This is a genomic window from Pseudomonas sp. ADAK18, assembly GCF_012935695.1.
GTDB lineage: Bacteria > Pseudomonadota > Gammaproteobacteria > Pseudomonadales > Pseudomonadaceae > Aquipseudomonas.
Genome location: NZ_CP052859.1, coordinates 2,556,265 through 2,571,201 on the forward strand (window position 1 = coordinate 2,556,265; position 14,937 = coordinate 2,571,201).

Below are 14,937 nucleotides of genomic sequence, written 5' to 3' on the forward strand. Positions count from 1 at the left end.
GCTCCTCTTTCTCGACATAAAGCACGCTTTTTTTTCAACTTGGCCAAGATGTGCCGTCGCAGTAAACCAGACCCGGCCGGACGCCACGAACCAACAAAATGGCCTCGGCTGAGTCTATCGGGGTCGGGACGCCTGTCAGACTGACCGTGTACGTGATGTGCACCGAGCCCATATTGAAGTCAGCCACATTGATAGGCTTCACATAGGTACCGTAGGGCCTCACGGGAACGTTAAAACCGACCTGTGTTTGCTGGAAGGTCAGGGGGCCGAAATTGAAAGTGCCTGTCGCCGTAGCAATCGGAACCGCACCCTCGTTGTCGCTGCAGCCTGTCCAGTTCACTCGAATAATCATGCCGACTTCCAAAAGCTCATGGGGCGGCACGAAAACATGCACTTCTCTGTCTGGTCCTTGCAGCGTGTTACACACGATTTCACCTCGCGCTATGCCGGGTATTTCAGGCAAAGCGCCCACCACGTCAGGCGCCAGGAACGCAATCACGTTGGCATTGACGTTGATGTCCTGAGTCGGTGAGGAGACTCGGTTGTGGGTAGAGGCAATCGCAATTTCATAACGCAACGAATTAAGGTTATTGGAGTGTTTGCGGATATAGGGCCAAGCAAGGGTCATCGGAATTTCATCGCCGGGCATGGCTGTGCTGGGGTCCACAGACTTTCTATCGACCTGCTCGTTTTGGTAATACAGGACAATGTCGAATGGCTGCGCCGACGGCAAAGGGCTGGCACTCCACAAGGGAACGACTACACCGGCATCCATATTCGCATCGCGTTCATCCAGTTCGTTTTCCAAGCCTGAACCACTCCCGGTCAACACAGGCAGCGGCAGGTTGGGGTTGACCAAGTCCGGCTCCCAAGGATTTACCGGGCCGCCCACTTCCAGTTCAAGCTCGACATTGGTGGCTGTGGGTACCCAAAACAGTACGCCATGGCGCTCCACTGCATACTCCACACGCAGGTTAATCTTGCCGGTGCTGCTGGCATACAGTTCAACCAGCCGTTGAAAGGGCACATGAAAGTTATAGGGCAGCGGACTTCCACCCAGATCGTAGGGGCCTATCTCCCGCACACCATGGGTAGTCGTCAGACGCACATGAAGCTTGTCGCTGGTACGGTCTGCCTCAAAGGAAGGAATGATCACAAACATTCCGGAAGAAACCGCAGTGTCGGCACGATCGATCAGGCGATCGCCAACACCGATCAGCGAGATTGCATCCCTGACGCCTGCCGGACCCAGGACCGGTGCGGGATTGAGCGCAACCGAAATCGGTAATTCGAACGAGGGGTCGCTGATGTTGCCGGCAACATCCACCAAGCGATATACGAGCTTTTTCGGGCCGTCCGCGACCTCGGCCAAAGCTGCGGTGTAAAGCACCGTCATATCAGGAAACACTGACCCCTGCGCAATATGCTCGTTGGAGTCGCCATTATATAAACGCCACTGGTCTCCTGGGTGAGCACCTTCGTCTGCATAAGCCGGGATTCCAAACGGAACGCCGCCTGGGTTCGCATCCAGGAAGGCTCGCGTGAGGCTGCCCGGCCAGCCTGCTGGAAGCGTCAGGCGTCGAGGGCCATTGGGAATGCTGTCGTAGGGCGCGGTCCGGTCAATGATCAGCGGAGCCTGAAACGAGCCGGAATCATTCCCCGAGAACTGAATAACTCTGTAACTGACGTGATGATCGCCCTCGGTCAAAAATCGCCTCAGGACTCTTACCGTGTATGTGGTCGGAATAGGCGGGGTAAAAAACACCGGTTCACTGCTGATACGCCCAGACTGAAAGTCACCGACATCGTCCAAGTGAACGTCCAGCACGTCCGGCCTACCGGCAATGGTAGAAGCAGGCGACCAAACGAGAATCTCTATTTCCAGAAATTCCTTGTCCGCAACCTCTCGCGACACCAGTCCCGGATACACTACTGGATCCACAAGTCCTGTAACAGAGGGGGCCGGTAGGACGATAGGAACGGTAAGAGCCCCTACGTTTTTTTTCGTTGTCTTGGCATTGATTTTTCTCATCTCTTTACTCCCTACGGTTAAGTAAGCGAAACTCATATCGCGAATAGATCCCTACAAACGCCTCAACTCAAAAAACAACTACCCTTCCTCCAACTCCACCCACAACATTTACTTACCCACGCGAAGCCCTCTATACCCACAACAAAAAACAGATACCGGAATACTCACTAGAACGCGGACATGTAGAGTTCAAAACAAATGCAGTAGCTTTTTATTGGCGACAAAACTCAGGCTTAAAGTTCCCGATTACAATCATCCTGTAAGTCATCACAGAATCCGGTATCTCCAGGCTGGCAAATTTTCCCACTGCCGGGAGACACACGGTCGATTCTGACCCGTCCAATACCTGACTCCCCGATCAGCCCGCCACTACGTCGGACAAAGAACTTGGCCGTTGCCGAAGCAAAATTACGCATGGGTTCGATTTTTGTGTCCCATGGCCAGACACGTACAGCCAGGCCCCCCGTTACATAATCAACGGTCGTGCTGAAGTCTGTTCCGTCGATCGGGTTCTCCCAAGCATTGCTCAAGTAGCCTTGCCAAAAAAACTCAACTTCATCGCCCGGCTGAAAACCTGCATCGTCACGTATAAACCAATACACACCATGGCATATAGACGGTTTGGATTCACAAGTAATATATCGTCCTGGCCCCAGCAACGTGTGTTGTATCAATGGCGCATCAAACTTGATCAGTGGTGCAACATGAACATTAACCGGAGTGTCCGGTGAGTACTGCTCATTTACGCCGTTGCTGGTGGTATAAAACACCGGCAGATTCGGCAAGTTACCTCCGTCTACGATAACGGTACCTGGCACATCACTGAACTGGAATGGCTGATTAAAAACATCACCGGGCTGAACAACATAATGAGCCACCGGCCCAACACCATTCCAATAGAGCTCAAGCCGCTCTCCAGGCTGTGGGTCCACATACAGACGTCCCCACACTTCAGCCCCCACATCCCGGTCCCGGAAGTCGAGTTCATTGTGCAAGCCGGACCCTTTGCCGAAAACGTCCACCACGGCCAGAGTCAGGTTTAACAGTGCCGGGGCATTGGTATGATCCTGTCCGGCAATGGTGAAGTCGACCCAGAAAAAATTGACCAGAGAGGGAAATGGTGGGCGCCCTGCACGATGAATTTCATACCGCACAGGCACTTCCATACGCGCCAACGGACCGGTACCACGCAAAATATTCCAGGGGATTTCTACCGGGAACGGAAAGTGGGTAATGGGCTGCGGCGGCAGTACCGCACGGCCGTCCCATATCATCACCACCTCATCTCCCGGAGCGTAGCCGTCATACAGGGACGGAATCACCGCCGCAACAGCTGCCCGCGCATCGTCACGCTTGATCAAAAAATCGATATAGGCAGGAGGACGAATCTCAGGGGGGGGCAATACACCCGGAGAAGAGACCAGATTAACGCTGTAATCCATTGGCGCACTAAGTACCGAGAAGTTCCCCGCGCGATCATACAAACGGTAATGCAAGTAGGCCGTGCCATTTGACAGGACACGGAAATACTCAGCGGGAATCCGCAGAATCAAGGGTTCACCGGGAAGAACAAACTCTTGAATATCTGTCTGCGAGGGGGGAAAAGGCGGCGTGTTGTTGCTCAGGTAGTAGCCAACCAGATCGCGGCCGGCACGACCGATATAGGCCGCAAGCTGTACGTCAATAAATGGATTGGCTGCCAACACCGCTTCCGTGATGCCCGACGCTTCGATAGCGGGGTCGACAAAACGGGCCTTATCATCCGGACTCTGAAACCTCGGTGGGTTGTTATCTACAGTCAATGTCCTGCGATCTGACGGTGTCTCAGTCCCCCCCTCATCCGCCACCGTATAAAACACTTCTACGACTGCATCGATTTCCCTCATGTAGTCCATGGGCACGTAGAGCGAATAGGGAAAATCGATCGGGTTCAACGGGCCTGTAAAGGAATGCGAATCAGCCTGGACCTCTACGCCCTGTATCCGCCACCACAGTTTGAGGGTATGGGTCCTGCCGGGTGTCGGGCCTGGTACCCATTGGGGGATACGGCACTCCAAAGGTTGCAATGACACGGAGAGAGGTATCAATCCCTCAGGGTCATCGGGGTCAACGCCCACAATCTCGTCAAACCCGGGCAACATGATGATCTTACCCCCAACACGAGACAGCATAGAAGTCAGCGGCGCAATCGTATCTGGACTGGACATTTGAATTCTTTCCTTAGGCGAGCCTGGAAAGAATTAAGCGCTCAATTTTCTGCTGCGGATACTGTCAGAACTAACAGGTAGTCCTATCCGTTCGTCGGTTAACGACCGATCAACCTACGGATGCACTCATCGATATGTTCTTGACGAAACGCCCTGCCTGGTGTTTTCTGAAACCGGTTTCAGCGCCTGATTGATGGGTGCAGTCTGATAGTCCAATAAGAAAGGCCCACCACCGTGACCTCTTTTTCCGCCGCCCAGCGCAGCCGTGTGACCATGCTTGACGTGGCCGAGCGCGCCGGGGTTTCCAAAGCCAGCGTGTCGCGCTTTATCGGTGACGATCGCGCTCTGCTTTCCGATGCCATTGCCCTGCGCATTGAACAGGCCATTGATGAACTCGGCTACCGCCCCAATCAGATGGCCCGCGGCTTGAAACGCGGCCGCACCCGCCTGATCGGCATGCTGGTGGCCGATATCCGCAACCCCTATTCGATTGCCGTGATGCACGGCGTGGAAACCGCCTGCCGCAAGCACGGCTACAGCCTGGTGGTGTGCAATACCGACCGCGATGACGAGCAAGAGCGTCTGCACCTGGCGGCCTTGCGTGCGTACAACATCGAAGGCCTGATTGTGAACACACTCGGCCACCACCTTGATCAGCTTGTTGAGTTAAAAAGGGAAATGCCCCTGGTGCTGGTGGACCGCAAGGTCGAGCCGCTGCACAGCGACCTGGTCGGCCTGGATAACCCGGCGGCAGTGCGCATGGCCATCGACCACCTTGAATACCAGGGCTATCGGGATCTGTTGCTGGTCAGCGAACCGCCCGATGGCACCAGCTCGCGGGTAGAGCGGATGGAGAGTTTCAAAGCCGAAATTGCCCGGCGTTCAAACCTGACCGGCACGGTGCTGGAAATCGACGACGCATTGAACACGCATCTGCATGCCTTCCTGGCAACGACTCACAACGGTCCAAAAGCCTTGTTCTGCGCTAACGGTATCGCAGCGCTGGCGTGCACCAAAGCGTTGCGCGACTTGGGCTGCACACTGTTCGAGGACATAGGTTTGATTGCCCTGGATGACCTGGATTGGTACCCGCTGGTTGGCAGCGGTATCACTGCCCTCGCCCAGCCGACCGAAGCCATTGGAACCCAGGCTTTCGAGTGCCTGCTCAAGCGTTTGCGTGGCGATACCGAACCCACGCGAACCCTGGATTTTCTGCCCCAACTGATTATCCGCGGGTCGACACAATCCCTTGTGGGAACCGGGCTTGCCCGCGATGGCGGTGTGTCAGCGAACAGAAATATTGACTGACAGGTCGCCATCGCGGGCAAGCCCGACTCCCACATTTAATCTTCACTAAAAAATGAAACCGGTTTCAGAGGTAAATAACAATGCACAAATACCCCGTCTCCATCAGCCTCTCCAGCTACGGGGCCGAGCTTGTCCACCAACGTGGCCAGTTGAGTTTTGTCGAGGTGCTGGCAGCAGCCGGCGCCCAGCGCATCGAATGGCGTGAAGAATTACTGACCACCGAAAATCCCGCAGAGCTGGCGCAAGCGGCGGCAGACCATGGTCTGGAATGCGTGTTTTCCTCACCACTGGAACTGTGGGTCGCCGGACGCGCGCAGCCCAATGCCGAGCTGGCCTCGGCCCTCGACCGCGCCCAAGCCTTTGGTGCCCGCTGGCTGAAAGTCTCCCTCGGTTACTTCACCGACACCAACGACCTGCAAAGCCTGAGTGCACTACTCAACCGCCACCCGGTACGCCTGCTGGTGGAAAACGACCAGACCTTGCACGGCGGTCGTATCGAGCCGATGCAGCGCTTCTTCAATGAGGCTGAGAGGCTGCAGGTCCCCGTGAAAATGACGTTCGATATCGGCAATTGGCAATGGCAAGACCAGTCCGCCAGCACCGCTGCGCGCCTGTTGGGCCGACACGTCGACTACCTGCACTGCAAGGCGGTGGCTCGTCGCGCAGACGGCAAGCTAGTGGCACTGCCGCCGGGCGCCGCTGATTTACATCTGTGGGAACAACTGCTGCGGCACATGACTCAAGGTATTACACGGGCCGTGGAATTTCCGCTGCAAGGCGAAAACCTCGTCCAGGTCACCGCCTTGCAGGTTACCGCCCTCGCCCTCCTTGGCCAGCCTCGCGTGGAGAACGCTCATGTCTGAGATCGATATTCTGTCGTTTGGCGAAACCATGGCGATGTTTGTCGCCGAGCAAACCGGTGACTTGGCCAGCGTTGGCCAGTTTCACAAGCGCATCGCCGGGGCCGACAGCAACGTTGCGATTGGCCTCTCGCGCCTGGGTTTCAACGTTTCCTGGCTCAGTCGGGTCGGTGATGACTCTCTAGGGCGCTTCGTGTTGGATACCTTGCGCAACGAAGGCCTGGATTGCAGCCTGGTGGCGGTTGATCCGCTGCACCCCACAGGCTTTCAACTCAAGTCCCGGGAAGATGCCGGCGCCGATCCGCAAGTCGAATACTTTCGTCGCGGTTCGGCGGCCAGTCATTTGTCTGTTGCGGCCATCCGCCCCGAGGTGTTACAGGCTCGCCATTTGCACGCCACCGGCATTCCTCCGGCGCTGTCCGATGCCACCCGTGACCTGTCCCGGCAATTGATGGTGCAAATGCGTGAAGCTGGCCGCAGCGTGTCGTTCGACCCCAACCTGCGTCCGGCCCTGTGGGCCAATGAACAGCGCATGATCAGTGAAATCAACGCCCTCGCCTGCCTGGCGGATTGGGTGTTGCCGGGCCTGAGCGAAGGCCGGTTGCTGACCGGCTTCGAAGACCCGGCCGACATTGCCGCGTTTTACCTGGACCAGGGTGTCGAAGCGGTAGCGATCAAGCTCGGCCCGCATGGTGCGTACTACCGCACGCAGTTGGACCAAGGCTTTGTCGACGCCGTGCCCGTCACCCAAGTGGTGGACACCGTCGGCGCCGGCGATGGTTTTGCAGTGGGCATGATCAGCGCCCTGCTGGAAAACTTAAGCTTTGCCCAAGCCGTACAGCGCGGCAACTGGATTGGCAGCCGCGCGGTGCAGAGTCGTGGCGACATGGAAGGCCTGCCGTCCCGGACCGATCTGCCCTCTGTCGGCACGGACGCCTCTTTGTGGCGAGCGGGCTTGCCCGCGTTGGGCTGCGCAGCAGCCCTGAGAAGCTGAACTCGACTCTTTCAAAAGGAACTCAGTGCGGGTTTCCAGGGCTGCTACGCAGCCCAACGCGGGCAAGCCCGCTCGCCACAACAAGCCCGCTCGTCACAGTAAGCCCGCTCGCCACACCTGTTGCCACAACTACAACAAGCTCAGGAGCACACCCATGGAAACGCTGAAACTCGCCACCCGTCGTTGGTGGTACATCATGCCGATCGTTTTTATTACTTACAGCCTGGCGTACCTTGACCGTGCCAACTATGGCTTCGCCGCCGCCTCAGGCATGGCCGAAGACCTGATGATCACACCAGGCATGTCATCACTGCTCGGTGCACTGTTCTTTCTCGGTTACTTTTTCTTCCAGGTGCCAGGCGCGATCTACGCGCAGAAACGCAGCGTGAAGAAGCTGATTTTTGTCAGCCTGATCCTCTGGGGCGGCCTGGCCACCTTGACCGGGATCGTCTCCAACGCCTACATGCTGATCGGCATCCGCTTCATGCTCGGCGTAGTGGAAGCCGCCGTGATGCCGGCGATGCTGGTGTACCTGTGCCACTGGTTCACCCGCGCCGAACGCTCCCGGGCCAATACCTTCCTGATTCTCGGCAACCCGGTGACCATGCTCTGGATGTCCGTGGTCTCGGGTTACCTGGTGCAGCATTTCAGTTGGCGCTGGATGTTTATCGTCGAAGGCCTGCCTGCGGTGATCTGGGCGTTTATCTGGTGGCGCCTGGCTGATGAGCGTCCGGCCGATGCCAAGTGGCTGAGCGCGCAGCACAAGCAAGACCTGGAAAGCGCCCTGGCGGCCGAACAGGTGGGCATCAAGGCGGTAAAAAACTACGCCGAAGCCTTCCGCTCGCCCAAGGTGATCATCCTGGCGCTGCAATTCTTCTGCTGGAGCATTGGGGTGTATGGCTTTGTGCTGTGGCTGCCGTCGATCCTCAAGGCCGGCTTGCAAATGGACATGGTCGAGGCCGGCTGGCTGTCGGCGCTACCTTACCTGGCTGCGGTGATCGCCATGCTGGCGGTGTCCTGGGGCTCGGACAAGCTGCAAAAACGTAAACGTTTTGTCTGGCCGCCGCTGCTGATTGCCTCGGTGGCCTTCTACGGCTCCTATGCCTTGGGCGCCGAGCATTTCTGGTGGTCGTACTCGTTGTTGGTGATCGCCGGCGCCTGCATGTACGCACCCTACGGGCCATTTTTCGCGATTGTCCCGGAAATCCTCCCGGCCAACGTCGCCGGTGGCGCCATGGCTCTGATCAACAGCATGGGCGCGCTGGGCTCCTTCGGCGGCTCGTACCTGGTGGGTTACCTCAATAGCACCACCGGTTCCCCCGGTGCGTCCTATTTGCTGATGAGCGGCGCACTGTTGGTGTCGGTGGTGTTGACGATTTTTCTCAAGCCCGGCGCCAGTGACCGGGAACAGCCTCGGCCAGCCCCTTTGCGCCCCCTTGAATTGAAGGTAAGAACCTGATGAAAAAGCATATCGTGCTGTACAAAAAACTCTCTGCGCCGCTGATGGGCCGCTTACAGGAAGCGGCCGACGTCACGCTGATCGAAAGCCTCGACGCCGGCGGCCTGGCGCAGTTGCGCGATGCTCTGCCTACAGCGCAAGGGCTATTGGGCGCCAGCCTGCGTCTGGACGCGAAGCTGCTGGACCGGGCGCCGCAGTTGGAAGCGGTGGCCAGTGTCTCGGTAGGTGTCGATAACTACGACATCGACTACCTGACCCAACGCGGGATCCTCCTCAGCAATACCCCGGATGTGCTGACCGAAACCACCGCCGACACCGGTTTCGCACTGATCCTGGCCACCGCTCGCCGAGTGGTAGAGCTGGCAAATATGGTACGCGCCGGCAACTGGAACCAGAACATCGGCCCGCTGCACTTTGGCAGCGACGTGCATGGCAAGACCCTGGGCATTATCGGCATGGGCCGTATCGGTGAAGCCCTGGCCCAGCGCGGGCACTTTGGGTTTGGCATGCCGGTCATCTACCACAGCCACTCGCCAAAGCCTGCGGTGGAACAACGGTTTGGCGCCGAATACCGCAGCCTGCCGGACTTGCTCAAACAAGCCGATTTCGTTTGCCTGACCTTGCCATTGACCGTCGAAACTCAAGGCCTGATCGGCGCCAAAGAGTTCGCACAAATGGGCCCGGAGACGATCTTTATCAACATTTCCCGAGGCAAGGTAGTGGACGAAGCGGCACTGATCGATGCCCTGCAGCAGCGCACCATTCGGGCGGCAGGATTGGATGTGTTCGAGCGCGAGCCGTTGAACCACGACTCACCGTTGCTGAGCCTGACCAACGTGGTCGCCACTCCGCATATCGGTTCCGCCACCCATGAAACCCGTGAGGCGATGGCGCGTTGTGCGGTGGACAATCTGCTGGAGGCGCTGGCGGGGGAACGGCCGAAGAATCTGGTGAATCCCAAAGCCTGGAAACACTGAATGCTTTGACCCTTAGCCGCTGCCGAGGCACGAGGCTGCGATAAGGGCCGAAGGACCTTCGTCGGTTTCAGGACCTTGGCGACTGCTGCGCAGCCGATCGCAGGCTGCGCCAGCGGCTACAGGTGATCGACACAGCCCCCCGACAGTGACCTTTTTCAGATCACAAACCGCGCCACCATCCCATTCAAATCCACCGCCAGTCTGGACAACTCATGACTGGCCACGCTGGTCTGATTCGCCCCGGTAGCGGACTGCGTCGCCAGGTCACGGATATTCACCAGGTTGCGGTCCACCTCGCGGGAAACCTGCGCCTGTTCCTCCGAAGCGCTGGCTATCACCAGGTTACGTTCGTTGATCAGGCTGATGGACTCGGTGATTTGCTCCAGCGCTACGCCGGCAGCGCGGGCCATTTCCAGGGTGCTTTGGGTGCGCTGGTTGCTTTGTTGCATCGAGTGCACCGCTTCACCCGTCCCGTTCTGGATGCCGGCGACCATTTTTTCGATTTCCTGGGTCGACTGCTGGGTGCGATGAGCCAGCGCCCGGACTTCGTCAGCCACCACAGCAAAACCACGCCCGGCTTCACCCGCCCGTGCGGCTTCAATCGCGGCGTTAAGCGCCAGCAGATTGGTCTGCTCGGCAATCGCGCGGATCACGTCCAATACCTTGCCAATATCACGCCCCTGGGCAGCCAGGCCTTCGATCAGCACCGAGGTGCTTTGCACATCCCGGGTCATGGTCTGAATGGCGTCCACGGTTTCCACAACCCGGTCGCGCCCTTCCCGCGCGGCCTGGTTCGACTGGGCCGAGGCTTCTGACGTCGACACCGCGTTGCGCGCCACCTCTTCCACGGCTGCGGTCATCTCATTGACTGCGGTGGCCGCTTGTTCGATTTCGTTGTTCTGTTGCTGCAAGCCTCGGGAGGACTCTTCGGTGACAGCACTGAGTTCTTCTGCCGCAGAAGCCAGTTGCGTGGCAGCGCCGGCAATGTGCTGGATAGTCTGGCGCAGGTTGGCCTGCATGGCCGCCAAGGCGCCCAGCAAACGGGCCGGTTCATCCTTGCCCTCGTCTGCGATGACCTGGGTCAGATTGCCCCCGGCGATAGTCTCAGCGACCTCCACCGCTTTGCGCAACGGCGTGACGATGCTGCGGGTCAACAGCCAGGCCAGCAACACCGTCATGAAGGCTGCTATTACCGCAACCGCAATGATTCCGGAAATAGCCCCCTGATAGCTGTCACTTGCTTCAATGGCCGCTTGCTTGGCATCGGCACCATTGATGGCGATCAACTTGTTCAATTGCTCGCCCATCAAATCGGTACCGTCCTTGATTCGTGAGTTGATCAGTTTGAGCATCTCATCGACTTTATTCTGGCGCGACAGTTCGATCATCTCCGCCTGGGCAGCCAGATAACTATCAAGGGTGCTGGCGAAACTCTTGTACAGCGCCGCCTCCTCACCTCCAGCAGGCAGTGCCGCATAGCTGGCCTGGGCTTTGCGCACCTTGTCCACCAGCACATCGATGCGTGTCTTGGCCTCTTGCAGGGCCGCCGGGTCACGGTTGACCAAAACCCGAAACGACAGGATCCGCAAGCGCAGCACGTTTTCGGTCATCACGCCCAGGAAGCCGACACTGGGCAACTGGTTGGTTTCCATCTCGGTCGTGGCCTGATGGATAACCGCCATGCGGTTGGCCGCAAATACCCCCAGGACAATCACCAGCAACGCAATGAACGCAAAACCGAGAAAAGCCCGAGGTGCAATATTCAGATTACGCAGGGACATAGAGGGACTCTCAGAGGGTAGTGGCTGCGAGCATCCTTGCAGCGACACGGCCGGTGAGCGTCAACGCGCCTGAACCGACCGTTCGGCGCCACTGTTATCGTTAGTGTGTGGGCCTATTACTGATATCGGCAGGGTTTAGGTTTTTCTGCGGGAAAAAGAGAAATATATTTCTGAATATGTACAACGCCCGGATCGGAAAACCGTTGCAAGCGACCTGTCGCCTGCAACGGTAAGCGTCAGTTGCGATCCACCTTATGCCGCGCCGCATACAGGCAGAGCATTTCCATGGCCAGCGTCGCGGCGGCCAGAGAGGTGATTTCGGCACTGTCATAGGCCGGCGCCACTTCCACCACGTCCATGCCCACCAAGTTGATACCCCGCAAACCGCCGAGGATTTCCAGTGCTTGCACGGTACTCAAACCGCCGCATACCGGGGTACCGGTGCCTGGCGCAAACGCCGGATCCAGACAGTCAATGTCAAAGGTCAGGTACACCGGATGATCACCAACCCGGGCCCGGATCGCCTCGACAATGGCCTCGCAACCTTGCCGGTGGACCTGACGCGCATCCAGCACCTCGAAACCCTGTGGGTCGTCGTTGGTGGTACGTAAGCCGACTTGCACCGAACGGCTCGGGTCCACCAACCCTTCCTTGGCGGCATGCCAGAACATGGTGCCGTGATCGATGCGCTTGCCGTCCTCGTCGGGCCAAGTGTCGCTGTGGGCATCGAAGTGGATCAACGACAACGGGCCATGGCGACGGGCATGAGCCTTAAGCAGCGGGTAACTGATGAAGTGATCGCCACCGAAGGTGAGCATGGCGCAGCCTGCGTCGAGAATCCGCTCGGCATGGGCTTCAATGCTATCGGGCACGCTCTGCGGTCGACCTGAGTCGAAATCACAGTCTCCAAAATCGATCACGGCCAAGTGATCAAACGGGTCAAACGCCCAGGGCCAGTGGCGCTCCCAGGCAATCCCGGTGGAGGCGGCACGAATGCCCCGGGGCCCAAAGCGCGCGCCCGGGCGATTACTGGTGGCGGTATCAAACGGCACGCCGCTGACCACCACATCCACACCACGCAAGTCGCGACTGTAGCGGCGACGCATGAAGCTGGTGATACCGGCGTAGGTGCTTTCAGCGGCGGTGCCGTAAAGGCTGTCCCGCGTGATGGCTTGATCATTCAGGTCGACACTGTCCACGGTGATTGCTTCCTTCTTATTGGCGGCTACGGAAAGTGGTCCACAGGCGGGTACGCTGACGCATGTCCTTAAGCGTCATGCTGCGGTCGGCGTACAACCGGGCGCGCACCTCGGGCGTTGGGTAAATATTGGGGTCGTTGCGCACGGCTGCGTCCACCAGCAGCGTGGCGGCCTGGTTGGCCGAGGCGAAGAACAGCGTGTTGGTCAACGCCGCCACGGACTCGGGCCGCAGCATGAACTCAATGAAGGCCAAGGCCGCTTGGGGGTGCGGTGCGTCCTTGGGAATGGCCAGGTTGTCTTGCCAGATCACTGTGCCTTCCCGGGGAATGCGGTAGGCCACTTGGTAGGATTTATTCGCCTTGCGTGCTTGTTCGGCCGCCATGCTGGCGTCGCCGTTATAGGCCAGCGCCAGGCACACACTGCCGTTGGCCAGGTCATTGATTTGGCGACCGCTGGCCACGTACAGCACCGACGGTTGCAGTTGATGCAACAAGGCTTCGGCTGCCGCCAGATCGGCCTTGTCGACACTGTAGGGATCCTTGCCCAAATAGTGCAGGGCCAGGCCGATGACCTCCTGCGGCGAGTCGAGAATCGCGATACCGCAATCCTTGAGCCTGCCGGCGTATTCGGGCTTGAACAGCAGATCCAGGCTGTCGAGAGGCGCATCCGGCAAGCGTTGGCGCACCGCTTCGACATTCAACCCCAACCCCAGCGTGCCCCAGGTATAAGGCACGCCGTAGCGATTGCCCGGGTCCACAGCCGCGAGTTTTTTCAGCAAATCGGGATCGAGGTTAGCGTATCCCTTGAGGCGGTCATGGTCGATTTCCTGTAGCGCCCCGGCTGCCAAACCCCGGGCCAACACACTGGCGGACGGCACCACCACGTCGTAGCCGCTGCCCCCCGTCAACAGCTTGGTCTCAAGTACTTCCGAGGTGTCGAATGTGTCGTAGCGCACGTGAATCCCGGTTTCCTGCTCAAACCGTTGCAAGGCTTCAGGCGCGACGTAATCGGCCCAACTGTAGAGGTTCAGCACCTTGTCTTCGGCCAGCGCAGGCAGCGCCAATGCCGTCACCAAAGCAGAACAGCACACTGTACGAATCCATTGCATGACCGGCACCTGAAAGGATGAGTGACTGCAGCATGGCGGATGGCATACATTGGAAAAATATCAAGTTTGTTAATCTGACTTTCGCTCGGAGTAATGTTTGATGCTTGGCCAACTGCACGATGTGGATCTGAACCTGTTGCGCTTGTTTGTCAGCGTGGTGGAATGCGGTGGATTCAGCGCCGCCCAAGGGGAAATGGGCCTGAGCCAATCGAGCATCAGCCAGCAAATGGCCAAGCTGGAAACCCGTCTGGGCTATCGCGTGTGCAGCCGGGGCAAAAGCGGTTTCAAGCTCAGCGCCAAGGGCGAACAACTGTTGATCGCAACCCGCAGCCTGTTGGAGTCCATCGAGAAATTTCGCCAGGCCTCCAACGGTGTCGCCGGCCGGTTGATCGGCGAGGTGCGCGTGGGCCTGTCTGAAGCCCTCGCCCCAGCGGTGCTTGCGCAACTGGCCGAGGCCATCCGGCGTTTTCGTCAGCGGGACGAATCGGTGCGCATTGAATTGGTGACGGCTATGCCTGGGGAAATGGAGCGTGGGTTGTTACAGCAACGGCTCGACTTGGCGATCGGCTATTTCTCACAGATCCAGGGTGCGTTTGACTACCGGCAGCTGTTCAATGAAACCCAACATTTGTACTGCGCGGCCACCCATCCCTTGTTTGCGGATGCCGAGCCCGATGACAACACCTTGCGCGATGCCGACCGTGTCGACCATCCCTACCGCTTTTTGCGCAGTGACGAACCTTTCCAGGGTGGCCGCTGCTCGGCACGGTCGGAACAGGTGGAAGGTACCCTGGCGTTTATCCTGTCCGGCGAGCACATCGGTTATCTACCGGATCACGTCGGTCAATGCCTTGAAGCCTAAGGCCTGCTCAAACCGCTGCGCAAGGCCGACCTGAGTTTCGACGTGGCTTTCCATCTGGCTCGCCATCGTGCGCAGGCCCCGGGGGATGCACAACGAGCGTTCGAAGAGGATTTGCTGGCGGTGTTCGCCGCCAATTGACCGCCCGATGCC

The 14,937-nt window shown here is 58.5% G+C and carries 10 protein-coding genes and 1 pseudogene; 6 read left to right on the forward strand and 5 right to left on the reverse strand.

The window, feature by feature from the left end; genetic code table 11:
• Positions 1–34: 34 nt before the first annotated feature.
• Both HKK55_RS11345 and HKK55_RS11350 read right to left on the reverse strand, forming a co-directional pair.
• Positions 35–2,032 (reverse strand): hypothetical protein, encoded by a 1,998-nt coding sequence (locus HKK55_RS11345; protein ID WP_169354761.1) that lies wholly within the window; start codon positions 2,030–2,032, stop codon positions 35–37.
• Between the two features lie 233 nt (positions 2,033–2,265).
• Positions 2,266–4,239 (reverse strand): hypothetical protein, encoded by a 1,974-nt coding sequence (locus tag HKK55_RS11350; RefSeq protein ID WP_169354762.1) that lies wholly within the window; start codon positions 4,237–4,239, stop codon positions 2,266–2,268.
• A gap of 234 nt (positions 4,240–4,473) precedes the next feature.
• On the opposite strand from HKK55_RS11350, the gene HKK55_RS11355 reads away from it, so the two are divergent.
• The 5 genes from HKK55_RS11355 to HKK55_RS11375 all read left to right on the forward strand — a co-directional run bounded on the left by HKK55_RS11355 (position 4,474) and on the right by HKK55_RS11375 (position 9,837).
• Positions 4,474–5,547 (forward strand): LacI family DNA-binding transcriptional regulator, encoded by a 1,074-nt coding sequence (locus HKK55_RS11355; RefSeq protein WP_169354763.1) that lies wholly within the window; start codon positions 4,474–4,476, stop codon positions 5,545–5,547.
• Between the two features lie 80 nt (positions 5,548–5,627).
• Positions 5,628–6,410 (forward strand): sugar phosphate isomerase/epimerase, encoded by a 783-nt coding sequence (locus HKK55_RS11360; protein ID WP_169354764.1) that lies wholly within the window; start codon positions 5,628–5,630, stop codon positions 6,408–6,410.
• Complete coding sequence (locus HKK55_RS11365) at positions 6,403–7,401, forward strand: sugar kinase (protein WP_169354765.1); 999 nt, start codon at positions 6,403–6,405, stop codon at positions 7,399–7,401. The genes HKK55_RS11360 and HKK55_RS11365 overlap by 8 nt, the downstream gene beginning before the upstream one ends.
• Before the next feature lie 154 nt (positions 7,402–7,555).
• Positions 7,556–8,860, forward strand: coding sequence for an MFS transporter (locus HKK55_RS11370; protein ID WP_169354766.1), 1,305 nt, complete (start codon positions 7,556–7,558; stop codon positions 8,858–8,860).
• Complete coding sequence (locus HKK55_RS11375) at positions 8,860–9,837, forward strand: D-glycerate dehydrogenase (RefSeq protein ID WP_169354767.1); 978 nt, start codon at positions 8,860–8,862, stop codon at positions 9,835–9,837. Before HKK55_RS11370 ends, HKK55_RS11375 begins: the two co-directional genes overlap by 1 nt.
• Positions 9,838–9,992: 155 nt before the next feature.
• Here HKK55_RS11375 and HKK55_RS11380 read toward each other — a convergent pair whose 3' ends face one another.
• The 3 genes from HKK55_RS11380 to HKK55_RS11390 form a co-directional block, all read right to left on the reverse strand.
• Complete coding sequence (locus tag HKK55_RS11380) at positions 9,993–11,618, reverse strand: methyl-accepting chemotaxis protein (RefSeq protein ID WP_169354768.1); 1,626 nt, start codon at positions 11,616–11,618, stop codon at positions 9,993–9,995.
• Between the two features lie 236 nt (positions 11,619–11,854).
• Positions 11,855–12,817, reverse strand: a complete 963-nt coding sequence (speB, locus tag HKK55_RS11385; RefSeq protein WP_169354769.1) for an agmatinase — start codon at positions 12,815–12,817, stop codon at positions 11,855–11,857.
• A gap of 16 nt (positions 12,818–12,833) precedes the next feature.
• Positions 12,834–13,925, reverse strand: coding sequence for a polyamine ABC transporter substrate-binding protein (locus HKK55_RS11390; RefSeq protein WP_169354770.1), 1,092 nt, complete (start codon positions 13,923–13,925; stop codon positions 12,834–12,836).
• Between the two features lie 100 nt (positions 13,926–14,025).
• On the opposite strand from HKK55_RS11390, the pseudogene HKK55_RS11395 reads away from it, so the two are divergent.
• A pseudogene (locus tag HKK55_RS11395) lies at positions 14,026–14,925 on the forward strand (LysR family transcriptional regulator).
• Positions 14,926–14,937: the final 12 nt, after the last annotated feature.